Source organism: Pseudomonas sp. Q2-TVG4-2 (assembly GCF_013620795.1).
In the GTDB taxonomy this organism is placed as follows: domain Bacteria; phylum Pseudomonadota; class Gammaproteobacteria; order Pseudomonadales; family Pseudomonadaceae; genus Stutzerimonas.
The window spans coordinates 345737-369938 of the sequence record NZ_LGLW01000001.1 but is presented as its reverse complement, the minus strand read 5'-3'; the positions used below and the strand labels follow the sequence as shown (position 1 = coordinate 369938).

The window sequence follows — 24202 nt, the reverse complement described above, 5'->3', positions numbered from 1 at the left end:
AAAAAATCAGCGACAACCGCAGCCGCTGCCACAACCCCTCGCGGGCGCTGAGGTGGGGCTTGCCTGGTTGGCAAGTTGTGCCGGATAGCCGGCCTCGTCCAGCGCCGCGATCAGCGACGTGCTATCGGCATCGCCTTCGATTCGAACGCGGCCGGTAGCGAGATCGACCTCGACATCAGTGACGCCTGCGAGAGGGCTCAACGCTTGGGTCACGTGACGGACGCAGGCGCCGCACGTCATGCCCTGTACCTGAAGATTGATGCTCATGAGAGAAACCTCGCGAATGCCGGTCAATCCGGCTTGGCTCGATGTTCAACCTTTCCCTTATGGCAAGGTCAAGCGGCTGTCAGAGCACCATTTGCTATCGTTGACGCTAATGCCATTCGATCATCGAGCGCACGTCACGGTGAGATTCGTTGCAGCGGCCGCGACGGTGGACAGCGTTCGATATTCTGTCCGCCAACGCGCCTGAACCCGCTTTCGAGAGATTGGGGAAGGCGAATTGTTGTGCGGGCCGACACCCAGCACTGGTCAATTGCCATCGGGCATGCTTGCATCGGTCTGGCTACAGCGCTGCTCGATCCATTGCCCGGACATCCTGCCAGGCAACCCTCAGCGCGGAGGAGGCAGCATGAACATCGAACGATGCGAAGACCTGATCGACTGGACCCACCAGGCTCATGCCCGGCTGGCTGACTGTATGGCAGAAGCTGCCGATGAGCGCAGCGATTCGCTGGCGAAGATGCTGTTGGACTATCTGGTGCAGCATGAGCGGGAACTGATCGGAACCATTGCCCGGATCAAGGAGCATGCTGACCCTCAGGCGCTGCAGACCCGGCTCCATGATGCCGTTCGTGGCGAGCTGCTGGTGCTCGAACTCGATAGCGAGTCCTACGGCCAGATGAGCGTCGATGAGATCTCACGAGAAATCTTTGGCATCCACAATCAGATCATTGACCTGTACCGCTCGCTCGAAAGTAGCCCCGGTCTGGGTCGGGCGGGCGAATTGCTCGGGGAAATGCTACAGCTTGAAGAGCAGGAAACCATGCGCCTGGCGCAGCAGGTCAATCGCATGCATGAGCTTTGAGCCCGCCGAAGGCGGCACTCGTCAGGGTCAGACCACGTAGCGCAGAACCGCCACGAAATGCAGCAGGCTGCCGGCGATGACGAACAGATGCCAGATGCCGTGCCAATGGCGGAAACGATGGTCGTATGCGAAGAAGACGATCCCCACGGTATAAGACACACCGCCTGCGACCAGCCAACTGAAACCGGCGGTGCCGAGTGCGCCGAGCAGCGGTTTGACGGCCACCAGCACGATCCAGCCCATGACAGCGTAGATGACGATGGACAGCACCCGTGCTTCCGATCGCGGCTTGATCTCCTGCAGCATGCCGATCACCGCCAGAGACCAGACGATGCCGAACAACCACCAGCCCCAAGCGCCGCGCAGCGTGACGAGGCAGAACGGCGTATAGCTGCCGGCGATCAGCAGATAGATCGACAGGTGATCGAGCTTCTGCATGATCACTTTCGCTCGGCCCCGCACGCTGTGGTAGAGCGTCGAGGTGCTGTACAGCAACACCAAGGTGAAACCGTAGATCGACACGCTCACGATCTTCACGATGTCGCCGTCCATGGCCGCCAGCGCTAACAGCCAGACGGCCCCAATCAGAGCCAGCACACCGCCGGCAAGGTGCGTCCAGGCGTTGAGTTTTTCCCCGTGGTACATCGGTTTTCAGCCTCAAACCACCATGCTGATCAATTGCCCATCAGTACGCCGAAAACTTTCTTCGCCACGCTGGTAGCTGCCTGTGCCGGGTTCTGGCGAATACTGGCTTCCTGTTCGGCAATGACAGTGAACAGCCCATCGAGCGCTTGTTCGGCCACGTAGCCTTCGACCGTGCCGTATCTGGCATCGATCGCGCCGAGGCCAGAGGCCTTGCCAGCCAGCGCGTTGTACTGCTGAGCGACGCCAACCTGGTCGGTGGCCTGCTTGATGATGGGCAGGAACCGGGCGCGGATTTCCTCGCGGCTGGTTTTGTTCAGATACTCAGTGGCCGAGTCATTGCCGCCGGCCAGGATCGCCTTGGCATCCGTCACGGTCATCTTTTTAACCGCGTCCAGCAGCAAGGCCTGCGCCTGCGGTACGGCCGCCTCGGCGGCCTTGTTCATGCCCGTTTCCAGCTCTTCGACCTGGGCGCCCATGCCCATCATCTTGAGCATGCGCGAGGCCTTGCCGATGTTGCCCGGCAGCTCGATGCGGGCATCCGGGTCTTCGCTGAATCCGCCGGGACGCCCGAGCTGCTGCACCGCAACCTTGGCACCCTGGCTGAGCGCATCCTTGAGTCCGGCGCTGGCGTCGCCTTGGCTGAGATCCGAAAGCGAGAGGGCGTAAGCGCTGGCGGACAGCATGAGGCCGGCGATGAACGTGGTGGTGCGCAACATGGGGAATCCTCTGAATGATGCAACAAGCAGGCGAAGAGCTTAAAGCGCCAGGCGCAGCGTGAAAACCATGGCAGCTTGTATCGGCCACTTCGTTGGCGCAAGCGCGCAAGCGCGCAAACTCGCCGAACGAGTCCCCTGTGCACGCTAGTCAGCTGCTGTGCGAGTCAGAACTCGAATGCGCCTGGGTCGCACTGCCGATCATCACGCGGCGAGCCACGCTGATCGGTGTCCGGGCAAAGCACGCCGCCCATGTCGATGGGGTCGAAGTAGGGGCTGTCTTCGAGCGGTTCACGCAGTGCGACGGTGCGGGTCGGGCCGCCGTTATCCTGCAGTGCGCCGAGGTACAGGCGGACCCCGGCTTCGTCCGCGGTGGTCGGGGTGAAGCCGCAGCCGCCGAGGAAATCGTAAAGTCCCCCTCCGGAGCCGCCGATGGCATTGAAGCTGCCGCTGGTCAGTGTGCCACTGCAGAACGGCATATCGCTGAAGGCGCGTATTTCGACCAGGCTGTTGGCCAGGCGGAACTCGCCGGTACCGGTATGGCTGAACAGCTGCGAATGATTGCTGAACGTCGCGTTGCGGACCGATACGCTGCCATCGACATTGCCGATCTCCGCGGCCCGGACGCCACCGGTGGTGCTGCGATTGTCGATGAACGTGCTGTTCAGGATGTCGACGGTGCCCTGATAGTTGAGCAGCCCGCCCCAGAAGCGAGCGTCATTGGCGGTGATCAGGCTGTCGCGCACGTACAACTGCGCCGCCGGGCCCATATTGGAGATGCCACCGGCGTGCCCGGATTCGTGCCCGGTTGAGTTCTGTTCGATGGTCGAGCGTGCGACCAGTGCCTGCCCCTCGTTGAACAGGCCCGCGCCACGGTTGCATAGGCGCCGGCTTGGAGAGGCTGCGCAGGAGGACTCCAGCTCATGATCGATGGTGTTCCCGCGCAACAGCATCCGGTCCATGCGCAGGTTGCCGCGATTCCAGATCGCCCCACCGCCGCTGCCCATGGGACGACCGTTTTCCAGCCGCAGATAGCTAAGGGTCACTGCCCGCGGTGCGGCGGCATAGATATCGAAAATCCGGTCGATTGCGCCACCGTCGATGACTACCTGGAGATCGGCGTTCTTCGCGGCGCGCCCGAGCCCCATCAGCGTCAGCCCATCGGTGATGTCCAGATCGCCAATGGCGTCGTTCAGCACGTCCGCGGTCTCGCTACCGCTCAACGAAAGCACATAGTGCCCCGACGGCACTTCTATCAGATCGTGGCCCTGGTGCGCGTTGCTTTCCATCACAGCGGCCCTCAGCGTGCAGCGACTGGCAATGGATCGGCAGTTGCCATCGCCAGGTTCGATATCCACCTCGTCGACTGTACTGTCCACACGCAACGTCAGGCCGATGGATGCCGCGCAATCGTCTGGCAGCGGCTCGCCAGTGACATTCAAGACGTAGCCCGAGGCTTCCGGGAAGCGTTTTTCGCGCACCGTGCTCGAATAGCCGGAGCCGAGCCAATTTCGGCGCTGGTAGCCGACGCTGAAATGATAGGGAATGTTGGTTTCGCAGGTGTCGGCGAAGTAGCCCACCGCATATTGATCGCTTGGCAGCAGCATCATCGACCACGGCGTACCGTGGATTACCGCATTGACGTGGGCGATCCGATTTCCACGACCGTCGACTTGCGCCCGCAGCGGATAGAGCGGCACCGGCGAACGTGCAACGGAGGAGGGCGTGAGATTGGTCAGGCTGGGGGTTGCGCAACCACCCAGGCCCACGAGGAACGACAGGGCGATCAAACTGGCGCGTGTCATACAGGCCCCTTTCGGCTACAGCCGAAGGATTATTGTTGGATTGCCTGCTGAGTATGGGTGTCGTGCTTATTACTGATCGAACGATTCGGCATTAAGCCGAATCGCCGTTAGCGTGGTTTTTGCTGATGATTTCCGGTTGCTCCTGTCCGGTACCTAGCGCAGATATCAATCTGCTCGTACTTCATCCTCGTGCCGCTCCAGCGCCACCTGGCGGATCGACAAGCGAATCTCGGCGGGCAGCACGCGCTTGGCGACACCTTCGGCCAGTTCGCCGAGCTTGTCGTGGTAGCCGAGCTTGCCGGTGGCATCCTGACGCAGCACGTCCTGATCCAACAGGCTTTTAATGAAATGCCGGAACAGACTCTTGTCGAAGAATTCCGGCGCGTTCAGCCCGTGCAGGATCGACAGGCGCTGAGCCATGACCGTGCAGAGGTTCTCCAGCTCCTCGGCATTGAGGCTGTGCTGACCACTGTTGAGCAACAGCGATATCGCCATGTAGAAACGTTGCAGGGTCTGCACGATAACCCGCGCAAGCAGCGTCAGTAGCACGAACTGGCGCGAACTCGGCGCCGGTCGCACGTAGGTTTCGCCGTCTAGCTTGAGCAATCCCTGTTCGACGAAGGCGGCCAGCCATTGATCGACCACCGTTGCCAGCTCTTGCGGCTCCCAGCGAATGAATAGCTCGGCGCGCAGATACGGATACAACGCCTCGGTGAAGCGCAGGACTTGCTCACGGCTGATCCGTGCACTGCTCTGGAAGAAGCTTGCCAGCAGCGCCGGCAGCGCCAGGATATGCATCACATTGTTGCGGTAGTAGGTCATCAGAACGGCATTTTGCTCGTCCAGAAAGAGGATATTGCCCAACGCATCCTTCTGTTCGGCCAGCAGGCCGAGGTCCTTCACGTAATCGATCAGCGCCTCGCCATCGCCGTCCGGCAGCGTCGTATGGGGCGAGTAGGGGACCGCGCGCAGCAGGTTCTGGTAGAGATCGAGGACGCGTGCCAGCGAGCGCCGGTCCAGCGCCTGGCGACTGGTGGAGAGCATGGCCAGCGCCACCAGATTGACCGGGTTGACGGCCGCCGCATCGTTGAGTCGCTGAGCGATGCGCTCGGAGAGTCGGTTGGTGGTCTCGCTAAGCCATTCAGGACGATAACCTGGCGCGAGGTTCTGCTGACGCCAGCCGGGCTGCTCGCGCTCAAGGAATTCGTTGAGCTTCAGTGGCTCGCCGAAATTAACCCAGACTTGGCCGAAGCGCTGCTTGAGCGCGCCGATGACCTTGAAGATGTCGAAGATCGATTCCTTCTTCTTAGTCGCGCCGCGCAATTCGCCGAGATAGGTGCGGCCTTCCAGCACCCGTTCATAGCCGATGTAGACCGGCACGAAGAGGATCGGCAGGCGCGAGGAGCGCAGGTAGCTGCGCAATGTGATCGCGAGCATTCCGGTCTTCGGTTGCAGCATGCGTCCGGTACGCGAGCGCCCGCCCTCAACGAAGTATTCCACGGGGAAGCCACGGCTGAAGAGGGTGTGCAGATACTCATTGAATACCGACGTATAGAGCGGGTTGCCCTTGAACGACCGCCGCATGAAAAAGGCGCCACCGCGGCGCAGCAGACTGCCGATTACTGGCATGTTGAGGTTGATACCCGCCGCGATGTGCGGTGGCGTCAGACCGTTGCGGAACAGCAGGTAGGAGAGCAGCAGGTAATCGATATGGCTGCGGTGGCAGGGCACATAGATGACCTCATGGCCTTGCACCGCCTCCTGTAGCGGCTCTAGATGATTGACGCGGATACCGTCGTAGATCTTGTTCCAGAACCACGACAGCACGAGCTCGAGAAAGCGCACGGCGGTGTAGGCGTAATCCGATGCGATCTCGTTGCCGTAGCGCAAGGCGCGGGCTTCAGCTTTCTCCAGCGAAATATTTTCGCGTTCGGCTTCCTCCTTGATCGCCTGACGCACCTGGGGTGCATGCACCAGGCCTTTGACCAGATTACGACGATGCGACAGGTCCGGACCTATCACGGCCGTTTTCTGATTACGGAAATGTACCCGCAGCATGCGATGGGCCATGCGCAGCGTGCGCTCGTGGCCCTTGTTTTGCGCGACCAGTTCGTTGAGCTGGATCGGCGCGGAGAACTGCACACGGGTCTTGCGGCCGAGCATGATCATGCTCATCAATTTGCGCAGCCGCCCAGTTACAGCCCAGCTGTCGGCGAACAGCAGCTTCCAGGGACTGGTTTCACGCGCCGGATTCTGCCCCCAGAACACCGTTACCGGAATGACTTGCGCGTTGTCCACCGCGTTCTGTTCCAGCGCGCCGACCAGACGTACCAGTGGCGCGGGCGGTTCGACGCGCGTTCGCGTGCCGAACCAGCTGGCGGCGGGGTTGAGAAAGATGAATGCCGCCGGCTCGATATGATCGCCCACCGCCACCTCGGCCACCGTGCGCGGCAGACCGGCCTTGCTGCATTCATGATCGAGCACCGCCAGATCACTCAGCGAAGCGCGCTGCAGGACGTAAAACACCGGCTTGCTGCGGTCCAGCTTGAGGGTAAATGCGGATTGATTGATGGTTTCCGAGCGCACCCAGAAGTACAGCACGCGGCGCACTACGAAGAAGATCAGACGGCGAATGGGGGAGCGGGTCATACGGTAGGTTCGGCTAGATAAGGGGGGCGGTGCCCTCGAAGGCGGCAAGTGTGCCGTAAGCGGGGTTGGTCAGCAAAAGGTCTAATCCTTTCGAATGGCTGACTTCACTCACTTAAAGACGGAAAAGTTGGGAAACCGGAGAGTAGTTCGTTCGGGCGCGGTCTTAGCGAAACCGCAATGTGGATAAGGCTGGGTCGTCGCGAAGCGCCACCGTACGGTCATCAACCCACATCGGGGCGACGGCTACTGCGAACGCGAGCGCCCAGGTAGGCACCGCCCGGAAACAGCAGCGACCACAACAACAGAAATACGAGGCCGACGGCGATCAGCGGGCCAGACGGCAGGAGTAACAAGTACATGAACTGCCCGAAGACGCCTCCGGTATAGAGTGCCCAGAGCGGCTTCGGCACGATTAAGCCTGTCAGTAAGCCCGTCCCGATCAACGCTGCGGTGTAGTACACACCGCCCGCATCCCATGGCTCGGCATGGCCGGTCAGCCACGGAGACAGCGCCCAGATGGCAGCGCCCGCGAAGGCGGCGATCAGGAAGGCAAGGGCCCGCGAGCGATTCATGGCGCGTCGGCTGCCTCACGTCTGGAAAACCACGCATGGATAAGGCCTGCCTGATAGACAGGGATCGGCGCGTCAAAGCCGGCCGATCGGATGATGGACGCTACCCGTGCAGGAGGCAGGATCGCAACGTCTTTGACGTAGGCTGCACGCATCTGCTCAACGGCGGCCGCCGAAATACCAGCGGCCGCCATCATCGTCAGCCAGGGCTTGAGAAGGGCATCGTACTGGGCGGAACCGGTATCGGAGGCTAGATCGGAGCTCGCCAATATCGCCCCAGGACGAAGCCTTGTGGCAATAGCCCGGAAGAAGTCGGCACGGGCTTCGAGATCCAGAATGAACTGGGACACGAGGAAGCACGTCGCGCCGTCGAAAGCGCCTTGGTCAGGCAGGTATTCCAGATACCCTTCATGAAAATGACAGCGCGAGGCAAAGCCACCCTTCACCGCCTTGTCGCGGCACACATCGAGCATGGCGCCGGATGGCTCCACGGCGGTAAAGGACCAGCGAGGAAAGCGCTTGGCGAGATAAACGATTTCCTCTCCTGTACCGGCCCCGACGCAGAGCATTCGTGCATCCGTCGGTAGTTCCGCCAATACCGCTTCAAGAATGAAGTGCAGCGCGTCTCGAATGGGCGCCGTTCTGGCCCAACGCTCGTCGTAGCTAGCGGCCTGTTGATCGAAGACGGCTTTGATCTCATCGCTGCGCATAGCATTTCCAGTTCGGCTCGGGTTGGTTGACTAGAGTAGCCCGTCACAGGCGAGTGAGTCCTGGCCAAGCGGCTGGGTGCGGGACTGACGTCGAATGTTCAGCATGGACAACGACGTGCAGCTTGCCGGCAGCTGCTCGCTAAAAAGGAAAGGGTCAGCCATTGATGGCTCACAGGTTGGTGCTAAGCACCACTCATTCCTTCGAACGGGCGCTATGGATGCCGTCGTTGACGGTATTAACGCCAAGCGGCAGCAATTTCTCCGAGCTGACGACCTTCGCATATTCACCATCCAGGTTTGCCAGCGACATGTCATGTACCGCTTCAGCACTACGCAGCTGGCCCTGGAAGTCCCGCTTGGCAAAGGTGAAACAAGCATCTTCGACCACATAAGCATTGATGCCTCTGCAGCCGGCAGTCCTTGCCGTTGCCTCTACCGAATTGTTTGTTGCGACCCCGGTAATGACGATAGAACCAATACCCAATTGCGCCAGAGTCGCTTCGAGATCGGTTCTGGCGAACGCGCAGGGCGTGGGTTTTTCGATGACTGTTTCGGTCTCGCCGGGCTGAAACTCGGGCTTGAATTCGAAGCCTTCCTGTTGGGGCCAGAACACCGAGTCCCTATTCGAAGAACGATGTCGGATATGAATCACTGGCCGCCCGCGCTCGCGCCAGTGGGCTAGCAGGGCGAGAATCACCGCTTCGGCGTGCGGGTTGTTTCGTTGGCCCAGGCTGGGGTGATCGATGCCTTTTTGTTGATCGATAACCAAGAGCGCGGCGTCGTCCATTCGTTTGTCGATCCAGCTTTGAGGTTAAAGCGTGGACAGTAGCCGATCCTATGGGCGAAGCGAATCAGCGTCCGGCCGGAGTGGGTGCGCCCAGCGAATGAATCGAGCAGGAGTGTGCTTTTTACCGGAATGGCTGCTCAGGCGCCTCTACAGGCTCAGCGCGCATGGCCGTTCGATAAAGGGCGAGCATCTATGCGCTATCAGCACCCAATCAAGCAGGCTAGTCGTTCGCAAAAATTTCTTGGGCAACATTGTCGACCACGACAGGGCTGTCGAAATAGGTGACCGATGGATCGGTGCCGTATTTCTCCCGCACGAACGCCCTCCAACTGTCGGTATACATGGCGTCCGCTTCGGCTCGCGAATTCCACAGATAGACACCGCCGGCTGTGGTCCCGTCTTCAGAGAGCACATAGTGCTTGCGGACGAGGCCGGCCACGGCTTGGTAGGTCGGCGCTGTGCTCAGGAATATCTCGCGTGCCTCGCTCGGCGTAATGGGTTTGGGCAGCTGGAAACGGGTGATGGCTATGATCATGCAGATGTTCCCCAGAAAAAAATGTCGGATTCGCTGCTTATCGAGCGCCAGCGGTTATCCCATGTGCATAGCCTGGGCAGCCGCCGATGTGGCGGGCCTCGCTATGGCCGGGCCGGCTTGAGAATAGTAGAAGCGAGGCGCCTGCGCGTGGCGATATCCGCCGCTGCGACGCCCGCTCTGGTTGCAATGCTCGTCGTGCTCTTTTTATAGTCCGGCCCGCATTGGACCCGTCTTGCCGAGTTCGGCCGTGGGTCCGCCATGGGTGAGAACGATGATCGAACTGAAGAATCTGACAAAAAGGTTTGCCCAGCACACGGCAGTGGACGCGCTGTCATTCAACGTCCAGCCCGGCGAAGTGCTCGGTTTTCTCGGCCCCAACGGGGCCGGCAAATCCACCACCATGAAGATGCTGACCGGCTTCCTGGCACCGACGTCCGGCACGGCGAGTATCTTCGGCTGTGACATTCAGACCCAGACGCTGCAGGCCCAGCGCCAGATCGGTTATCTGCCGGAGGGGGCGCCCTGTTACGGCGACATGACGGTGCGCGGCTTTCTCGATTTCATTGCCGAGGTTCGCGGTTATCGCGGCCTAGACAAGCGGGTGCGGGTCGACACGGCAGCAGGCCAGGTGGAGCTCGATACGGTGCTCGGTCAGAGCATCGAGACCCTGTCCAAGGGTTTCAAGCGCCGTGTCGGGTTGGCCCAGGCGATTCTGCATGATCCTCGCGTACTGATCCTCGACGAGCCCACCGATGGGTTGGATCCGAACCAGAAGCATCAGGTGCGCGAGTTGATCCGCGGACTGGCGCAGGACAAGATCGTGATCATCTCCACCCATATCCTCGAAGAGGTCACGGCGGTCTGCACCCGTGCGGTGGTGATTGCCAGCGGGCGGCTGGTGGCCGATGGCACGCCGTTCGAGCTGGAAAGCCGCTCCAGGTATCACCAGGCGGTGACGCTGGTCAGTAGTGACCGTCTGGATGACATCGCGCTGGCGGCGCTGCCAGGCGTAGCTGGGGTCGAATTCAACGAGCGCGAACATAGCGTTACGGTCCTGGCCAAGCCAGGGCAGGTGATCTTCCCGCAGATCAACGCGTTGATTACCCAACAAGGTTGGGCGGTGAAGGAGCTGGATGTGGAACGTGGCCGGCTGGATGAAGTGTTCCGAACATTGACTCGTGGGGAGGCGCTATGAGCCAGTTGCCGGTGATCTTCAAACGCGAGCTGGGCAGTTATTTCGCAACGCCGCTCGCCTACGTGTTCATTTTGATCTTCCTGGTGTTGTCCGGAGTGTTCACCTTCTACCTGGGTGGCTTCTACGAACGCGGCCAGGCGGATCTCGTACCGTTCTTCAGCTTCCACACCTGGCTCTATCTGTTCCTGATTCCGGCTATCGCCATGCGGCTATGGGCGGAGGAGCGCAAATCCGGCTCCATCGAATTGTTGATGACGCTGCCAATTACCCGCTTCGAGGCGGTCACCGGCAAGTTTCTCGCAGCCTGGGTGTTCACCGGGATTGCGCTGCTGCTGACGTTTCCGATGGTCATCACCGTCAACTACCTCGGCGAGCCGGACAACGGCGCAATCGCCACCGGCTATTTCGGTAGCTGGCTCTTGGCCGGGGCCTTTCTGGCGATCGGCTCGTGCATGTCGGCGCTGGCGAAGAACCAAGTGATCGCGTTCATTCTGGCGGTCAGCGTGTGTTTCCTGTTCATCGTCAGCGGGCTACCCATGGTGCTCGACGTCTTCGCCTGGGCGCCGCAGTGGCTGGTCGATGCGGTGGCATCGCTGAGTTTCCTGATCCGTTTCGATTCACTCAGCAAGGGCGTCATCGATCTGCGCGACCTGCTGTACTTCGTCACGCTGATCATCGCCTGGCTGGCAGCCACCGCCGTGGTCGTCGATCTGAAGAAAGCGGCATAAGGAAACCCACATGAAACGAGTGATGTATTCGGGTGCCGGATTGCTGCTGATCGCGCTGGCCTTCCTGGCATTCAACGCCTTTTCCAGTCTGGTATTTACCGATGCGCGGTTGGACCTGACCGAGCAGAAGCTTTACACCATCTCCGAAGGCACCGAGACCATTCTTGAGGGGCTCGAAAAACCCATCGAGCTGCATCTGTTCTATTCGAATGAGGCGACCAAGGGCCTTGTAGCGCTGCGCAATTACGCGCGACGTGTGGAGGAACTGCTGCGTGCTTACGAGCGTGAGGCTGACGGCAAGCTCAAGCTGCAGGTGATCGACCCCGAGCCGTTTTCGGAAGACGAAGATCGTGCCGCCGAACTCGGGCTGCAGGCCGTGCCGCTGAACCAGGGCGGTGACAAGATCTACTTCGGTCTCGCGGGCACCAATGCCGACGGACAGACGCAGAGCATCCCGTTCTTCGCGTTGGATCAGGAAGAGTTTCTGGAATATGAGCTCAGCCGCCTGATTCAGAGCCTGGCATCGCCGCAGTTGCCCGTCGTCGGCGTCCTCTCGGGTTTGCCGATCACGGGCGGTTTCGACATGCGCACCCAGCAGGCAACGCCGCCATGGATGGTGCTGGAGGAAATCCGTCAGCTGTTTCATATCGAAAGCCTCAAGCGCGACGTTGACATGATTCCGGTCAGCGTTTCGGTACTCATGTTGGTGCATCCCAAGGATCTGCCGGAACAGACGCTCTACGCCATCGATCAGTTCGTCCTGCGTGGCGGCAAGCTGCTGGTGTTCCTCGATCCGTACAGCGAAGCCGATCCGGGTATGGGCATCGGGCCGGGCGAGTTTGGCGACGGCAAGTCGTCGGACCTCGAGCCGCTGTTCAAGGCCTGGGGTGTGCGCATGGCACCGGGCCAGGTGGTAGGCGATGCGTCCTATGCGATGTCGGTAGGCGTAGGTGCCGAGCGCCGACCGGTCCGGCACCCGGGCTGGCTGAACCTGCCGCAGCGCACCATGGATATCGATGACGTCACCACCGCCTCGTTGGAAAGCCTGACCATGGCCACGGCCGGCTTCCTCGAACCATTGGAGCGCGCCACGACCCGTTTCACGCCACTGGTCCAGAGTTCCAGTTATGCCATGCCGTTCGAGGCGGAGCGCTTCGCGACGCTTGAAAATCCCGAGGCGCTGCTGCGTGACCTAGAGCCCTCGGGCGAGCGCTATACGCTTGTCGCGCGCATCCAGGGTCCGGCGCAGTCGGCCTACCCGAACGGCATCGAAGGCCGCAAGGACGGGCTAAAGGAAAGTGCCAGTATTAACGTCATTGCGGTGGCGGATACCGATCTGTTGGCTGATCGCATGTGGGTGCAGGTGCAGGACTTCTTCGGGCAGCGCATGCCGCAGCCCTGGGCCGACAATGGCACCTTCGTGGTCAATGCGCTGGACAATCTGTCCGGCACCGATGCGCTAATCAGTGTTCGCTCGCGTGGGCGCTTCGCCCGGCCGTTCGTGGTCGTCGAAGAATTGCAGCGAGAGGCCGAGAACCGTTTCCGCGAGAAAGAGGAAGCGCTGCAGCAACGCCTGGCTGCCACCGAGGCGCAGCTTGCCGAATTGCAGGACCCGAACGCGGAAGGTGCGATAGCGCTCACCGCCGAACAACAGGCAGCGCTGCAGGGATACATGCAGGAGAAACTGCGCATTCGCAAGGAGCTACGCGAGGTGCGTTACCAACTCAACGCCGACATCGAGGCGCTGGGACGCGTGCTGAAATTCTTCAACATTGCCCTGGTCCCGCTGGTGTTGACCTTGGGCGTGCTGTTGATGTGGCTGTGGCGCCGGCGCAGAACGGGTTGATCGGGCTGCCGTCCATCAGCATCGCTGAGCGGACCCATCGACAGCAGTGGCGTCAGCTTGCTACTGCCATCGATGGCCGCAAAAAACTCGAAGACGAGAATATTTCCTGTTCTATACTCGTCCGGCGATCACCCTGAAACACGCTTGTCACGCCTGCTCCGCTATCCTGCTGTCAGGCGGCCCGCAGCGGCTCAGGGCTGATCGTCCCTCCCCGAACGGGGAATAATAAGAATCGAGTTGGAGAAGTAGGATGGCTGAGCGCGAAACAGGAACCGTCAAGTGGTTCAACGATGCCAAGGGTTATGGATTCATCCAGCGTGGCAGTGGTGCGGATGTATTTGTTCACTACCAGGCTATTCGTGGCGAAGGCCACCGTTCTCTGGCCGAAGGTCAGCAGGTGGAGTTCTCGGTGACCCAAGGGCAGAAGGGCCTGCAGGCCGAGGACGTGGCGGGGCTCTGATAGCCGCGCTCGGAAAACAAAAGCCCGTCGATTGACGGGCTTTTTCATGTGCTGCGCCTGAATGCACCGGCCGCTGCATGAGCCGGCATTCAGTCGGTACGCCAGATGATCTCCGCCTCGCCGCGCTCGCTGACGCTCATCCAGCGATCAGCATCTTCAACCGATTCTTCTTCCTGCCAGCCGCCTGGCGCGCAGCGGACTTCCACCCCCAGCGCCGCGTAGGCGTCGCGGGCGCAGGCGATATCGTCCTCCCACGGCGTTGCGTCGCTTTCCAGCAGCAGGCTGTGCCATTTGCCGACCGCCTTCGGCAGCCAGGTCACCGGGATGTCGCCGGCCTTGCATTTGAAGGTCTTGCCCTTGGGTTGCCATGGTGAGCAGGGCCCGACGGCCTGGTTGAGCCAATCGGTGACGGCGTCCTGGCTGGCGTCCCTGAGGTAGATCTCGATGTCCGGTTGACGCATGGGCGGTGGCCTTGTCTGGTGGTGGTTACTACAGGTTGATCAGTGAGTGCAGTGTTAGCGGGACCGCTAGCAACCGCGTGAGCATCGAAGCGGGTCAGCCGCTGCCCCTGCCTGCTTCCAAGGCGATTTACCGGTCTCGCTCGATCCAGTCGTAGCGTATCGCAACCCGAACCTTGAGTGGCGCGCCGATTACCGCCGCTCGGCGTTCGGCACTGGCGCGCCAACCGTGCGGCGTCATGGCCAGCAGGTCGGCGCGGGCTTCAGCGCTGTCCAGCTGCAGCTCGTAGGTGAGGGTTTCGCTGTACGCCAGATGCATGCCGTCGGGAATCAGCGACAGGTGCTTTTCGTCATCGTAGTCACGTATTTCGTCATACAGCAGGCCGCGCAGTTCCCACAGGTGCTCGCGGGTCGGGCCCATACGCAGCAGCCCGCCACCAGGGGCGAGCAGGCGCCGGGCTTCGCTCCAATCCAATGGGCTGAACACGCTGGCGAGCAGATCGCAGCTGGCGTCGGCAAGCGGTACCCGGGCCATGCTTGCGATCAGCCATTCCAGCTGCGGCGCACGTTTGCAGGCACGCTTGACCGCCTCGCGGGAGATGTCCAGCGCGTAGCCCTCGGCATGCGGCAGCGCCTGAGCGATCTGCGCGGTGTAGTAGCCCTCGCCACAGCCGATATCCAGCCAACGCTGTGGAGAGCGATCGGCGGCCAGTTGCGCCAGGCGCTCGGCCAGCGGGGCATAGTGGCCGCCGTCGAGAAAGCGTCGACGCGCCTCCACCATGGCCTGGTTGTCACCGGGCGCCCGGCTGTTCTTGTGCTGTACCGGCAGCAGGTTCAGATAACCCTGGCGGGCACGATCGAAACGGTGATTGGCCGAGCAGGCGACCCCGTTGTCGACCCGACTCAGTGCGGCCTGGCAGATAGGACAGGTCAGCATGCGAGCAGATTGACCAGGGTCTGGTAGTAGATCTCGGTCAGCAGATCGAGATCGCTGGCGAGGATGTGCTCGTCGACCTGGTGGATGGTCGCGTTGACCGGGCCGAGTTCGACGACCTGGGTGCCCAAGGTGGCGATAAATCGGCCATCGGAGGTGCCGCCGCTGGTGGAGGGTGTAGTCTCGCGACCGGTTACGCTGCGGATCGCCTTGGCGACGCCGTCGAGCAGGTCACCCGGCTCGGTAAGAAATGGCAGGCCCGACAGCGCCCAATCAACGCTCCAATCCAGACCGTGCTTGTCGAGAATTGCCGCGGTGCGCTGCTGCAGCCCCTCAACCGTGGACTCGGTGGAGAAGCGGAAGTTGAACACCGCTTCCAGCGTGCCGGGGATGACATTGGTGGCGCCGGTGCCGGAGTTGAGGTTGGAAATCTGAAAACTGGTCGGCGGGAAAAACGCGTTGCCATCGTCCCAGTGTTCGGCAGCCAATTCGGCCAGTGCCGGCGCCGCGAGATGAATCGGATTTTTCGCCAGGTGCGGATAGGCCACGTGGCCTTGCTGGCCGCGCACCGTCAGGGTGCCGCCGAGCGAGCCGCGGCGGCCATTCTTCACCACGTCGCCGACCAGTTGAGTGCTCGATGGCTCACCGACGATGCACCAATCCAATCGCTGGCCACGCTCACGCAGGCGCTCGACCACCGCCTTGGTGCCGTGGTGGGCTGGACCTTCTTCGTCGCTGGTGATGAGAAAAGCGATCTGTCCCTTGTGATCGGGGTGGTCAGCGGTGAAGCGTTCCACCGCGATGATCATCGATGCCAGGCTGCCCTTCATGTCCGCCGCGCCACGACCGTGGAGCATGCCGTGCTCGTCGATGCGCGCTGTGAAGGGCGGGTTCTGCCACGCCTGCAGCGGACCGGTAGGCACCACGTCGGTATGACCTGCAAAGCACAGCACCGGGCCGTCGTTGCCGCGAATTGCCCAGAAGTTCTCGACGTCCTCGATGTGCATCGGCTCGATGGCGAAGCCGCAGTCGGCAAGACGCTCGCTCATGAGTTGCTGGCAGCCCTCGTCCAGTGGGGTCACCGACGGACGATTGATCAGCTCGCAGGCGAGTTCGAGGGTTGGCGAGAGGGCGGCGGCAGTCATCACGGCTCCGAGGCAGGCGGGGGAAGGGGCGCCATATTAAAGCAAAACCCGTTTCCACCGTGGCTTGCGTTGCTTGGGATTGTTCATCGGCAATGCGTCGCAGAGCCGGGTCGTTGGCTCGCCTCGCCCCGGAGGACTGCCACAAGCCGCCAGCCCTGTGTCGGAAACAACGAAGGTCCTATAATCGCCCGACTTTTCCCTGGGGGATCGACATGTCTAACGACGATCAGCGTTTCGGTGGTATCGCGCGCCTCTACGGTTCCACCGGTCTCGAGCGGCTGGCGGCGGCGCATGTGGCGATGGTGGGTATCGGCGGGGTTGGCTCATGGGCGGCCGAGGCGCTGGCGCGAAGCGGGGTGGGCGAGATCAGCCTGTTCGACCTGGACGATGTTTGCATCACCAATACCAATCGGCAGGTTCACGCGTTGGAAGGCGCGGTCGGCAAACCCAAGGTTGACGAGATGGCCGCGCGCATCCGGGCCATCAATCCGGCTTGCGTAGTGCATGCGATCGCCGACTTCGTTACCCGAGAAACCATGGCCGAGTACATCACCGAGCAGATGGATTGCGTCATCGACTGCATCGACAGCGTGCCGGCCAAGGCGGCGCTGATCGCCTGGTGCAAGCGACGGAAGATCCAGATCATCGCCACCGGCGGCGCCGGTGGGCAGGTGGACCCAACGCAGATCCAGGTCGCCGACCTGAACAAGACCTTCAACGATCCGCTGGCGGCGAAGGTGCGCTCGTTGCTGCGTCGCGAGTACAACTTCTCCCGCACGCCGGGCCGCACCTACAGTGTGCCCTGCGTGTTTTCCACCGAGCAACTGCGCTATCCCAAGCCGGACGGTGGCGTCTGCCAAAGCAAGAGTTTCGTAGGCGAAGGGGTCAAGCTCGACTGTGCTGGCGGTTTCGGCGCAGCGATGATGGTCACCGCCAGTTTCGGCCTGGTGGCAGCAGCACGCGCGGTCGACAAGTTGGTCGCCGGGGCAAGGCGGCCTGCGGAGCGCACTCGGGGCTGATGGCTTTACGGTTGTTGAAGACGGGCGGATAACCCATCGACCGCGAGGAGTTCGATCAGCCGGCCGATGCCAGCTCGCGCATCCGCTGGAACACGGCATTCATACCGTTGGCACGGGAGGGTGAAAGTTGCCGAGCCAGCCCAAGCTGCCCGAACCAGTCCGCCACGTCCAGCCGCTGCAGCTCGTCTGCTCGCGAACCGTTGACACGCACCAGCAGGACAGCGAGCAAGCCGCGTAGCAGGCGCGCCTCGCTGGTGCCCCGGAAGTGCCAATGATCGCCGCGCGTCTCGCCGATCAGCCACAGCTTGCTGTCGCAACCAGCAACCAGGTTGCTGTCGGTGCGCTCGGTTTCGTCGAGCGGATCGAGGCGATCGCCTTGCTGCATCAGCAGGCGCGCACGTTGTTCCCAGCCGGCGGCTTGCTGGAAGCGTTGCAGGGTTTCGCTGGCCGCAGCGGGAAGCTCGCTCATTGCAGCAACTCCAGAGCCTGATCGAGGGCACTGAAGAAGCGCTCCAAATCGGTGCCATCGTTGTACAGTCCGAGCGATACGCGAATGGCGCCATCGACCTTCAGCGCGCTCATCAGGGGTTGGGCGCAGTGCGTTCCGCTGCGTATGGCAATACCTTGCTCAGTGAGCAGGTGCGCCAAATCACCATGATGCACGCCATCGACGGTGAAGCTGGCCAGCGCGAGCCGCGGCTCGCCCAGCAGCCTCACACCTTTGCGTACCGCGAGCCCTGCCAGCAGTCTCATGTGCAGGGCCTCTTCGTGACCGCTCACGGCCGCTGCGTCCAATCGGGACAGGTAATCAAGTGTCGCACCGAGACCAATGACCGCTCCGATGGGCGGCGTGCCGGCCTCGAAGCCCAACGGCGCAGCATGGAACTCGGCGTGGTGAAAATCAGCGACACGGACCATTTCGCCCCCGAATTGCCAGTGCCTGAGCTTGAGCAGCGACTCGCCGCGGCCATAAAGCGCGCCGACGCCTTCCGGCCCGTAAAGCTTGTGGCTGGACAGCACGTAGAAGTCGCAGGCCAGCGACTGCATATCGTGCCTGCCATGAACGACGCCCTGAGCACCGTCAACCACCGTCAGCGCGCCCTGGGCTTTGGCCAGGGGCAGTAACTCCGCAAGCGGCTGCCAGACGCCGAGCACATTGGACAGCTGACTGACGGCAAGCAAACGAGTTCGTGGGCCGATCAGGCTGGCGGCGGCTTCCATGTCGATCACACCGCGATCGTTCAGCGGCAACACCAGCAACTTGGCGTTACGCCGCTTTGCCAGTTGCTGCCAGGGCAGAAGATTGGCGTGATGTTCCAGCGCGCTGACGACGATCTCGTCATCCGCCTCAATCAGCGGTTCGAGACCATAGGCGAGCAGGTTCAACGCTTCGGTGGCGCCGCGGGTAAAGACGATTTCGGTCGGGCAGGCCGCATTGAGCCATTGCGCCACCTTGATCCGTGCGTCTTCGAAGGCGCGTGTCGCGCGTTCAGCCGGCTGATGTTGGGCGCGATGAACATTGGCGGTACCGCAGGTGTAGTAACCGGTCAGCGCGTCGATCAGGGCTTGGGGTTTCTGTGCCGTGGCAGCACTGTCGAGGTAGGTCTGGCCCTGGGCTTCGAGAATCGCCAGGGCCGGAAAGTCGGAACGCCAGGGGGACATGAGCATAGCGTTAGGCCTGAAGCTGGAGGCCGGAAGCCAAAGCGGTGGGCTGTTGCTTCCAGCTTCCGGCTCAGAACTTCCAGCCAAGCGGTCAGTTATGCGCGTGCAGCGCTTCGTTCAGCTCGATCGCGGACTTGTGGGTCTTGCATTCCACGGCACCGTTCTGGGAGTTGCGGCGGAACAGTAGATCGCTCTGGCCGGCCAGCTCACGCGCCTTGACGACCTTGACCAGTGCGCCCTGTTCGTCGAGCAGGTTCACCTTGGTCCCGGCAGTGATATAGAGACCGGCTTCAACGGTGTTGCGATCGCCGAGCGGAATACCGATGCCGGCGTTGGCGCCGATCAGGCAGCCCTCGCCAACCGAAATGACTATGTTGCCGCCGCCAGACAGAGTGCCCATGGTCGAGCAGCCGCCGCCCAGGTCCGAGCCCTTGCCGACGAATACGCCAGCCGATACGCGGCCTTCGATCATGCCGGGGCCTTCGGTGCCGGCGTTGAAGTTGACGAAACCTTCGTGCATGACCGTGGTGCCTTCACCCACGTAGGCGCCGAGACGGATACGCGCGCTGTCAGCGATGCGCACACCAGCCGGGACCACGTAATCGGTCATCTTCGGGAATTTGTCTACCGAAGTGACCTCCAGCAAGTAACCCTTCAGGCGAGCTTCCAACTGACGCTCGGCCAGTTCGGCCAGGTCCACCGCACCCTGGTTGGTCCAGGCGACGTTGGGCAGCAGGGGGAAGATGCCTGTCAGGTTCAGGACGTGGGGCTTGACCAGGCGGTGGGAGAGCAGGTGCAGCTTGAGGTAAGCCTCGGGGGTGGAGGTCAATGGCGCGTCTTCGGCCAGCAGCGTGACCACCAGTGGGCGCTGGCTCTCGGCCAGGCGGGTCAAGAGTGCATGCTGAACGGCATCGAGCGGCTTGATGGCATCGGCCAATTGTGCGGCCTGGGTGGTGCTGATGCTGATGGCCTGGTTGCCGCCTTCATAGCCGAGTAGCGGGGCGACGACGGCGACCAGCTCGCCGGCCGGGTGCAGCAGCGGCTGCGCATAGAAGACTTCCAGCCAGCTACCCTGACGATTCTGGGTGCCGACGCCGAAGGCCAGGCTGAATAGTGTATTGCTCATGGGGGAATCCTTCTTATCAATCACGCTCGTCATGGCGAGCGGGTGTCAGTTCTTGGCTGCCAGCTCGGCAGCGTAGATGTCCGGCTTGAAGCCGATCAGCGTTTTGTCGCCCCGGTCGAGCACCGGGCGCTTGATCATCGACGGTTGGGCCAGCATCAGCTCGATGGCCTTGGCCTGATCGAGGTCGGCCTTTTGCGCGTCGTCCAGCTTGCGGAAGGTGGTACCCGCACGGTTGAGAACAATCTGCCAGCCGTGTTCGTCGCACCAGGCTTCCAGATGGGCGCGGTCGATCCCGGCGCTCTTGTAGTCATGGAAGTCATAGCTTAGCCCCTGCTGATCGAGCCAGGTACGGGCTTTTTTCATGGTGTCGCAGGCCTTGATGCCGTACAGACACAGTCCTTTGCTTTTCTCGGGCATAACAGCTCCGCATTCTCCGGCCAAACTGGGCCGCGGATTATGCCACGATGAGACAAAGCCTGCCGTCTGAGGCTGTGCCTGCATCGAGCGGGACGCCGCGCTCTGGTTCAGGTTCGCCCTGCTATAGGTCAGTCCGTAGTGCTATCGGTCTGGCTGAGTAACTCTTCGATCGCCTGAGTACTGGTGGGGCGCACTACGCGCCCCAGCTCTTCTCCCCGGTGCATCAAAATCAGGGTTGGCCACAGCTTGACGCGAAATGAACGGCCGAGTGGTCGGCCTGGACCATCTTCGACTTTCAGGTGGCGAATGTCGCGCTCGCCCATCGCGCTGCTCAACGGCGGTTGTGCCGCGCGGCAGTGACCGCACCAGGCCGTGCCGAATTCGAGCAGGGTGAATCCCTCGAGGGCGTTGACCTCGTCGCGCGAAGGCGCGTTGGCGGTATAGATATCGTTCATGGGCATGGCTGGGCTCCCGATCATTTTGTTAGTGGTGGAGTCGCGGCAACGGCTGTCGGTTCATCCTGAAACCCGTTCGACCTTTTTCTCCTTCCACGTTGTCCACTGATCACAATCGCAACGATGAGGTCATGTATGGCACGCAAGCATTTCGAAAACCATGAGGCCATTTCGTCTGCCGTTCCAGCCGAGGGCGGTTTCGAGGCAGTGATTGCCGTGAAGCGTCGCGATACGGATGAAAATGCTCGGGTAGTCAAGGTGGCCAACGGCCGGCGTTACGACCTCGCATCCGAGGCTGATGTCGCAGCCGAGGCGGCCCTGACCAAGGTCAGGGAGGTCAGCGACGACGGTGAGCTAATCTGGGAAGAGAACGCAATCTGACGGAGGACGCCATGAACGAGCCCGAAAAGCCGGATGTGGACGAACGCGACAAGCGCGATGAAACCACCACAGCGGACATCCCGGAACATATGAAACCGGAAAACCTGGAAAAACTGCGCGACTACGGCAAGGACAAGATCCCGCCAGGTGTTGCCTGAACCGGTAAGCCGGACGCCGCAACGTCCGGCTCCGGCGTCATAACGTGGCGATAAAGGTGCGGATTCGCTCGGCCGCCTCGACGCAATCGGCCAGCGGCGCCACTAGCGCCATGCGGACCCGATCCGTGCCGGGGCTGACGCCATGTACCGCACGTGATAGATAGGATCCGGGCACCACGGTTACGTGCTCGCGGGCAAACAGCTCGCGAGTGAATTGCTGGTCATCGGTGGGCGTCTTCGGCCATAGGTAGAAGCCGCCATCGGGCCGTTGCACATCCATCACTGGCGTGAGGATATCCAGCACTGCATCGAATTTCTCGCGGTATAGCTCACGATTGGCTTGTACATGCGCTTCGTCATTCCAGGCGGCGATACTGGCCAGCTGTGTCTGCAGGGGCATGGCGCAGCCGTGGTAGGTGCGGTAGAGCAGGAAAGCCTTGAGGATGTCCGCGTCGCCCGCGACGAATCCTGAGCGAAGTCCAGGCAGGTTCGAGCGTTTGGACAGGCTATGAAAGACCACGCAGCGCTTGAAGTCATCGCGGCCCAACGCGGCGCAGGCGGTCAGCAGTCCCGCTGGCGGTCGCCCCTCATCGAAATACAGCTCGCTGTAACACTCGTCCGCGGCGATGACGAAGTCATGCTGGTCGGCCAAGGCGATCAGCTTCTTGAGTGTCTCGAGTGGTACCAGCGCACCAGTTGGGTTGCCGGGCGAGCAGAGGAAGAGGATCTGCGTACGTCGCCAGGTATCGGCTGAGACCGCATCGAAATCCGGATTGAAACCGTTCTCGGCAGTGCACGGCAGATAATGCGGTGTCGCACCGGCCAGAAGCGTCGCACCTTCGTAGATCTGATAGAACGGATTGGGGCTGATCACCAGCGCATCAGCGCTGCGGTTGACGACTGCCTGCGTGAAAGCGAACAGCGCTTCGCGGGTGCCGTTGACTGGCAACACGTGGCGCGCCGGGTCGAGACTTCCTGCCGCCACGCCGAAGCGACGCTCGCACCAGCGGGCAATTGATTCGCGCAGGGCAGGAATTCCCAGGGTGGATGGATATACCGCCAGCTGATCGAGATTGGCGGCCAGTGCCTGGGCGACGAAGCCAGGTGAAGGGTGCTTCGGTTCACCGATCGACAGTGCTATTGGGCGTTTTACGGCCGGCGGCTGCGCGTCGGCAAGCAAGGCGCGAAGTTTCTCGAACGGGTAGGGCTGCAGCAGGGACAGGTCGTCATTCATGGTCGGGTCTTCGAAGCGTCGGGAAGCGCGCAAATGCGCGCTTCGGTAGTTCATTCGGTGCGCGCGCCGCCGTAGTAGGCGCAGCCACGTAAGGTTTGGTCGTCCAGACGCAGCTCGGCAGTCAGGTGAGTGACGGCGCCCGAGGCGCTGTCGATACAGCGTTGCGGGGCAACCCAGAGATCAATGCGCTGGTTGTTGGCCTCGCTGCTGAAGCTGGTCTGCCCGCCCGGCAACTGTTCTTCTAGATAAGGTACGGCCAAGGGCGCCTGGTCGGGGCGCTCGAGCAACATACCTTGAGTTGTGATGCGTACGCTCCAGCCCGGCTCGTGACCGCTAGCACGCAGTGTCAATTGAGCGAATTCGCTGTTATCGCAGCCATGCCCTTCGCCCTGCAAACGATAGACCTGGGTCAGATGCAGTTGGCTGCTGCCATCCGCTCGCGAGATCAGCCTGCCGAGAACGTCGGCGAATAATGGTTGGCCAGATTCGGAGAGCAGCGCCTGAGCATCCTCAGGCAATCCGGTTGCGCCGGCATCGAGCAGTTCCACCTGCCGCTGGCCCTGGCAAGTACGCAACAGCAGCATGCCATCGCTGAGCGCAACCTCGCCCTGCAGCCGCTCAATGGGGTGTCCAGGTGGCTCATCGCCCCAGGGCGAGGATTGGCAGGCGGCGAAAAGCGGCAGCAGAGTCAGTAGTAGGGAGCGGGGAAAAGTCATGGTCGGGCCCGGTGTGACGGAGGGAGTCACTGCGCCAGCGGGCTGGCGCAGTTGGAATCAGTCACCTTTTACGGTTTTACCGCCGACGGTGCCTTCTTCGAGCATGATCTGGTATTCCTTGCCGTCCTTTTCCACCTGATGCAGGCGGACCAACAGGTAATCCCAGTCAGTGGCGAACCAGAGGATTGTCTGGCGCTTGCTTTGCGTCGGGTCACGCACGCGTTCGACCTTGATTGCATCGACCTGACCGGCTTTGGTGCTGACCCTTTCCTCTCCGAGTACGCGGAAATCGTAGGTTTCGATTTCATCCCCGTCGACGACCTGGTAGCTCATGCTCTGTTCGCCCGCCGCCACCGCGTGCTGAAGCGCAATCTGGTAAGTGGATTTGTCCAGCAGGCCGCGGTTGAGTGGCAGCTTGACCGGGTCGCCACGATCTTCACCAACGACCTGCTTGGCCGCCCAGTTGAAGTCGTGCTTGATGGTCTTGCCTTTGCCGAGTCCGCTGCGCTTCAGGCGATACTTCTGCGGTACGAGGGTTTCGCCCTCCACCTTGAAGGTGCTGCGTTCATTGAAACTGGCGACCAGCATGGACGCTTCAAAGTCTAGCTCCCAGGTTTCCCCGTCAAGCTTCTGAAGGCTGCGCTGGGCGGTGCCACTGACGGGAACCTGTTTCCAGTCCGCGGTGTAACTGGCGGAGAAGGGCTTGAGCTCTAGGGCCTGAACTGGCAGGGCCAGCACGGCAAGAGCGAGCAGCAAGGCGCGACGCAT

General features: G+C 61.7%; 28 protein-coding genes. 8 read left to right on the top strand and 20 right to left on the bottom strand.

Annotated elements, in window-relative coordinates:
* Positions 1-6: 6 nt before the first annotated feature.
* Positions 7-267 carry a heavy-metal-associated domain-containing protein gene (locus tag H3028_RS01885; protein ID WP_168423013.1) on the bottom strand — a complete coding sequence of 87 codons (261 nt, stop codon included), beginning with the start codon at positions 265-267 and terminating at the stop codon, positions 7-9.
* A 364-nt stretch (positions 268-631) separates the two neighbouring features.
* Here H3028_RS01885 and H3028_RS01880 point away from each other — a divergent pair, with 364 nt between their 5' ends.
* Positions 632-1087 carry an ATPase gene (locus H3028_RS01880; RefSeq protein ID WP_181295358.1) on the top strand — a complete coding sequence of 152 codons (456 nt, stop codon included), beginning with the start codon at positions 632-634 and terminating at the stop codon, positions 1085-1087.
* A gap of 27 nt (positions 1088-1114) precedes the next feature.
* Here H3028_RS01880 and H3028_RS01875 read toward each other — a convergent pair whose 3' ends face one another.
* The 8 genes from H3028_RS01875 to H3028_RS01840 form a co-directional block, all read right to left on the bottom strand.
* Positions 1115-1732, bottom strand: coding sequence for a hemolysin III family protein (locus H3028_RS01875; RefSeq protein ID WP_181295357.1), 618 nt, complete (start codon positions 1730-1732; stop codon positions 1115-1117).
* 29 nt (positions 1733-1761) lie between these two features.
* Positions 1762-2448: a DUF4197 domain-containing protein gene (locus H3028_RS01870; protein WP_181295356.1), complete on the bottom strand. Its 687-nt coding sequence runs from the start codon at positions 2446-2448 to the stop codon at positions 1762-1764.
* 164 nt (positions 2449-2612) lie between these two features.
* Positions 2613-4250 (bottom strand): choice-of-anchor Q domain-containing protein, encoded by a 1638-nt coding sequence (locus H3028_RS01865; RefSeq protein ID WP_181295355.1) that lies wholly within the window; start codon positions 4248-4250, stop codon positions 2613-2615.
* 165 nt (positions 4251-4415) lie between these two features.
* On the bottom strand, positions 4416-6899 hold the full coding sequence (gene plsB / locus H3028_RS01860; protein WP_181295354.1) for a glycerol-3-phosphate 1-O-acyltransferase PlsB: 2484 nt from the start codon (positions 6897-6899) through the stop codon (positions 4416-4418).
* Positions 6900-7120: 221 nt separating this feature from the next.
* A complete protein-coding gene (locus H3028_RS01855; protein WP_181295353.1) occupies positions 7121-7471 on the bottom strand; it encodes a hypothetical protein in 351 nt (116 codons plus the stop codon).
* Complete coding sequence (locus H3028_RS01850; protein WP_181295352.1) at positions 7468-8178, bottom strand: class I SAM-dependent methyltransferase; 711 nt, start codon at positions 8176-8178, stop codon at positions 7468-7470. Before H3028_RS01850 ends, H3028_RS01855 begins: the two co-directional genes overlap by 4 nt.
* 193 nt (positions 8179-8371) lie before the next feature.
* A complete protein-coding gene (locus H3028_RS01845; RefSeq protein WP_181295351.1) occupies positions 8372-8965 on the bottom strand; it encodes a cysteine hydrolase family protein in 594 nt (197 codons plus the stop codon).
* Between the two features lie 220 nt (positions 8966-9185).
* Positions 9186-9500, bottom strand: a complete 315-nt coding sequence (locus H3028_RS01840) for a monooxygenase (protein ID WP_181295350.1) — start codon at positions 9498-9500, stop codon at positions 9186-9188.
* Positions 9501-9771: 271 nt separating this feature from the next.
* Between H3028_RS01840 and H3028_RS01835 the strand changes: the two genes are divergently transcribed.
* From H3028_RS01835 to H3028_RS01820, 4 genes are all read left to right on the top strand, one after another.
* The gene (locus H3028_RS01835; protein ID WP_181295349.1) at positions 9772-10695 is read left to right on the top strand and encodes an ABC transporter ATP-binding protein; all 924 of its coding nucleotides are present in this window, start codon (positions 9772-9774) and stop codon (positions 10693-10695) included.
* Positions 10692-11423, top strand: a complete 732-nt coding sequence (locus H3028_RS01830) for an ABC transporter permease subunit (RefSeq protein WP_181295348.1) — start codon at positions 10692-10694, stop codon at positions 11421-11423. Before H3028_RS01835 ends, H3028_RS01830 begins: the two co-directional genes overlap by 4 nt.
* A 10-nt stretch (positions 11424-11433) precedes the next feature.
* Entirely contained in the window at positions 11434-13269 is a 1836-nt protein-coding gene (locus H3028_RS01825) for a Gldg family protein (protein ID WP_181295347.1), read from the top strand.
* A gap of 250 nt (positions 13270-13519) precedes the next feature.
* Positions 13520-13729 carry a cold-shock protein gene (locus H3028_RS01820; protein WP_014852307.1) on the top strand — a complete coding sequence of 70 codons (210 nt, stop codon included), beginning with the start codon at positions 13520-13522 and terminating at the stop codon, positions 13727-13729.
* 89 nt (positions 13730-13818) lie between these two features.
* On the opposite strand, the gene H3028_RS01815 is transcribed toward H3028_RS01820, so the two are convergent.
* The 3 genes from H3028_RS01815 to dapE all read right to left on the bottom strand — a co-directional run bounded on the left by H3028_RS01815 (position 13819) and on the right by dapE (position 16266).
* Positions 13819-14190 (bottom strand): hypothetical protein, encoded by a 372-nt coding sequence (locus H3028_RS01815; protein ID WP_181295346.1) that lies wholly within the window; start codon positions 14188-14190, stop codon positions 13819-13821.
* Between the two features lie 127 nt (positions 14191-14317).
* Positions 14318-15124 (bottom strand): putative RNA methyltransferase, encoded by an 807-nt coding sequence (locus tag H3028_RS01810; RefSeq protein WP_181295345.1) that lies wholly within the window; start codon positions 15122-15124, stop codon positions 14318-14320.
* Positions 15118-16266, bottom strand: a complete 1149-nt coding sequence (dapE, locus tag H3028_RS01805) for a succinyl-diaminopimelate desuccinylase (RefSeq protein ID WP_181295344.1) — start codon at positions 16264-16266, stop codon at positions 15118-15120. Before dapE ends, H3028_RS01810 begins: the two co-directional genes overlap by 7 nt.
* Positions 16267-16478: 212 nt before the next feature.
* Between dapE and tcdA the strand changes: the two genes are divergently transcribed.
* Entirely contained in the window at positions 16479-17285 is an 807-nt protein-coding gene (tcdA, locus tag H3028_RS01800) for a tRNA cyclic N6-threonylcarbamoyladenosine(37) synthase TcdA (protein WP_181295343.1), read from the top strand.
* A gap of 55 nt (positions 17286-17340) precedes the next feature.
* Here the strand turns inward: tcdA and H3028_RS01795 are convergent, their stop codons facing one another.
* The 5 genes from H3028_RS01795 to H3028_RS01775 all read right to left on the bottom strand — a co-directional run bounded on the left by H3028_RS01795 (position 17341) and on the right by H3028_RS01775 (position 20951).
* Positions 17341-17754 carry a SufE family protein gene (locus H3028_RS01795; protein WP_181295342.1) on the bottom strand — a complete coding sequence of 138 codons (414 nt, stop codon included), beginning with the start codon at positions 17752-17754 and terminating at the stop codon, positions 17341-17343.
* A complete protein-coding gene (locus H3028_RS01790) occupies positions 17751-18953 on the bottom strand; it encodes an aminotransferase class V-fold PLP-dependent enzyme (RefSeq protein ID WP_181295341.1) in 1203 nt (400 codons plus the stop codon). The genes H3028_RS01795 and H3028_RS01790 overlap by 4 nt, the downstream gene beginning before the upstream one ends.
* A gap of 85 nt (positions 18954-19038) precedes the next feature.
* Complete coding sequence (dapD, locus tag H3028_RS01785) at positions 19039-20073, bottom strand: 2,3,4,5-tetrahydropyridine-2,6-dicarboxylate N-succinyltransferase (protein ID WP_181295340.1); 1035 nt, start codon at positions 20071-20073, stop codon at positions 19039-19041.
* A 45-nt stretch (positions 20074-20118) separates the two neighbouring features.
* Positions 20119-20490, bottom strand: a complete 372-nt coding sequence (locus H3028_RS01780) for an ArsC family reductase (RefSeq protein WP_181295339.1) — start codon at positions 20488-20490, stop codon at positions 20119-20121.
* Positions 20491-20618: 128 nt separating this feature from the next.
* Entirely contained in the window at positions 20619-20951 is a 333-nt protein-coding gene (locus H3028_RS01775) for a thioredoxin family protein (protein WP_181295338.1), read from the bottom strand.
* 129 nt (positions 20952-21080) lie between these two features.
* On the opposite strand from H3028_RS01775, the gene H3028_RS01770 reads away from it, so the two are divergent.
* Both H3028_RS01770 and H3028_RS01765 read left to right on the top strand, forming a co-directional pair.
* On the top strand, positions 21081-21326 hold the full coding sequence (locus H3028_RS01770) for a hypothetical protein (RefSeq protein WP_181295337.1): 246 nt from the start codon (positions 21081-21083) through the stop codon (positions 21324-21326).
* Between the two features lie 11 nt (positions 21327-21337).
* On the top strand, positions 21338-21484 hold the full coding sequence (locus H3028_RS01765; RefSeq protein ID WP_181295336.1) for a hypothetical protein: 147 nt from the start codon (positions 21338-21340) through the stop codon (positions 21482-21484).
* Positions 21485-21521: 37 nt separating this feature from the next.
* Here H3028_RS01765 and dapC read toward each other — a convergent pair whose 3' ends face one another.
* Genes dapC through H3028_RS01750 form a run of 3 tightly spaced genes read right to left on the bottom strand, consistent with a single transcriptional unit; the run spans position 21522 to position 24202 of the window.
* On the bottom strand, positions 21522-22718 hold the full coding sequence (gene dapC / locus H3028_RS01760; protein ID WP_181295951.1) for a succinyldiaminopimelate transaminase: 1197 nt from the start codon (positions 22716-22718) through the stop codon (positions 21522-21524).
* A gap of 50 nt (positions 22719-22768) precedes the next feature.
* Positions 22769-23434, bottom strand: a complete 666-nt coding sequence (locus H3028_RS01755) for a COG3650 family protein (RefSeq protein WP_181295335.1) — start codon at positions 23432-23434, stop codon at positions 22769-22771.
* A gap of 57 nt (positions 23435-23491) precedes the next feature.
* The gene (locus H3028_RS01750; RefSeq protein ID WP_181295334.1) at positions 23492-24202 is read right to left on the bottom strand and encodes a DUF3108 domain-containing protein; all 711 of its coding nucleotides are present in this window, start codon (positions 24200-24202) and stop codon (positions 23492-23494) included.

Coding starts and splice junctions, on each gene's coding strand:
- H3028_RS01885 (WP_168423013.1), bottom strand. CDS start 267: ATGAGCATCAATCTTCAGGTACAGGGCATGACGTGCGGCGCCTGCGTC.
- H3028_RS01880 (WP_181295358.1), top strand. CDS start 632: ATGAACATCGAACGATGCGAAGACCTGATCGACTGGACCCACCAGGCT.
- H3028_RS01875 (WP_181295357.1), bottom strand. CDS start 1,732: ATGTACCACGGGGAAAAACTCAACGCCTGGACGCACCTTGCCGGCGGT.
- H3028_RS01870 (WP_181295356.1), bottom strand. CDS start 2,448: ATGTTGCGCACCACCACGTTCATCGCCGGCCTCATGCTGTCCGCCAGC.
- H3028_RS01865 (WP_181295355.1), bottom strand. CDS start 4,250: ATGACACGCGCCAGTTTGATCGCCCTGTCGTTCCTCGTGGGCCTGGGT.
- plsB (WP_181295354.1), bottom strand. CDS start 6,899: ATGACCCGCTCCCCCATTCGCCGTCTGATCTTCTTCGTAGTGCGCCGC.
- H3028_RS01855 (WP_181295353.1), bottom strand. CDS start 7,471: ATGAATCGCTCGCGGGCCCTTGCCTTCCTGATCGCCGCCTTCGCGGGC.
- H3028_RS01850 (WP_181295352.1), bottom strand. CDS start 8,178: ATGCGCAGCGATGAGATCAAAGCCGTCTTCGATCAACAGGCCGCTAGC.
- H3028_RS01845 (WP_181295351.1), bottom strand. CDS start 8,965: ATGGACGACGCCGCGCTCTTGGTTATCGATCAACAAAAAGGCATCGAT.
- H3028_RS01840 (WP_181295350.1), bottom strand. CDS start 9,500: ATGATCATAGCCATCACCCGTTTCCAGCTGCCCAAACCCATTACGCCG.
- H3028_RS01835 (WP_181295349.1), top strand. CDS start 9,772: ATGATCGAACTGAAGAATCTGACAAAAAGGTTTGCCCAGCACACGGCA.
- H3028_RS01830 (WP_181295348.1), top strand. CDS start 10,692: ATGAGCCAGTTGCCGGTGATCTTCAAACGCGAGCTGGGCAGTTATTTC.
- H3028_RS01825 (WP_181295347.1), top strand. CDS start 11,434: ATGAAACGAGTGATGTATTCGGGTGCCGGATTGCTGCTGATCGCGCTG.
- H3028_RS01820 (WP_014852307.1), top strand. CDS start 13,520: ATGGCTGAGCGCGAAACAGGAACCGTCAAGTGGTTCAACGATGCCAAG.
- H3028_RS01815 (WP_181295346.1), bottom strand. CDS start 14,190: ATGCGTCAACCGGACATCGAGATCTACCTCAGGGACGCCAGCCAGGAC.
- H3028_RS01810 (WP_181295345.1), bottom strand. CDS start 15,124: ATGCTGACCTGTCCTATCTGCCAGGCCGCACTGAGTCGGGTCGACAAC.
- dapE (WP_181295344.1), bottom strand. CDS start 16,266: ATGACTGCCGCCGCCCTCTCGCCAACCCTCGAACTCGCCTGCGAGCTG.
- tcdA (WP_181295343.1), top strand. CDS start 16,479: ATGTCTAACGACGATCAGCGTTTCGGTGGTATCGCGCGCCTCTACGGT.
- H3028_RS01795 (WP_181295342.1), bottom strand. CDS start 17,754: ATGAGCGAGCTTCCCGCTGCGGCCAGCGAAACCCTGCAACGCTTCCAG.
- H3028_RS01790 (WP_181295341.1), bottom strand. CDS start 18,953: ATGCTCATGTCCCCCTGGCGTTCCGACTTTCCGGCCCTGGCGATTCTC.
- dapD (WP_181295340.1), bottom strand. CDS start 20,073: ATGAGCAATACACTATTCAGCCTGGCCTTCGGCGTCGGCACCCAGAAT.
- H3028_RS01780 (WP_181295339.1), bottom strand. CDS start 20,490: ATGCCCGAGAAAAGCAAAGGACTGTGTCTGTACGGCATCAAGGCCTGC.
- H3028_RS01775 (WP_181295338.1), bottom strand. CDS start 20,951: ATGCCCATGAACGATATCTATACCGCCAACGCGCCTTCGCGCGACGAG.
- H3028_RS01770 (WP_181295337.1), top strand. CDS start 21,081: ATGGCACGCAAGCATTTCGAAAACCATGAGGCCATTTCGTCTGCCGTT.
- H3028_RS01765 (WP_181295336.1), top strand. CDS start 21,338: ATGAACGAGCCCGAAAAGCCGGATGTGGACGAACGCGACAAGCGCGAT.
- dapC (WP_181295951.1), bottom strand. CDS start 22,718: ATGAATGACGACCTGTCCCTGCTGCAGCCCTACCCGTTCGAGAAACTT.
- H3028_RS01755 (WP_181295335.1), bottom strand. CDS start 23,434: ATGACTTTTCCCCGCTCCCTACTACTGACTCTGCTGCCGCTTTTCGCC.
- H3028_RS01750 (WP_181295334.1), bottom strand. CDS start 24,202: ATGCGTCGCGCCTTGCTGCTCGCTCTTGCCGTGCTGGCCCTGCCAGTT.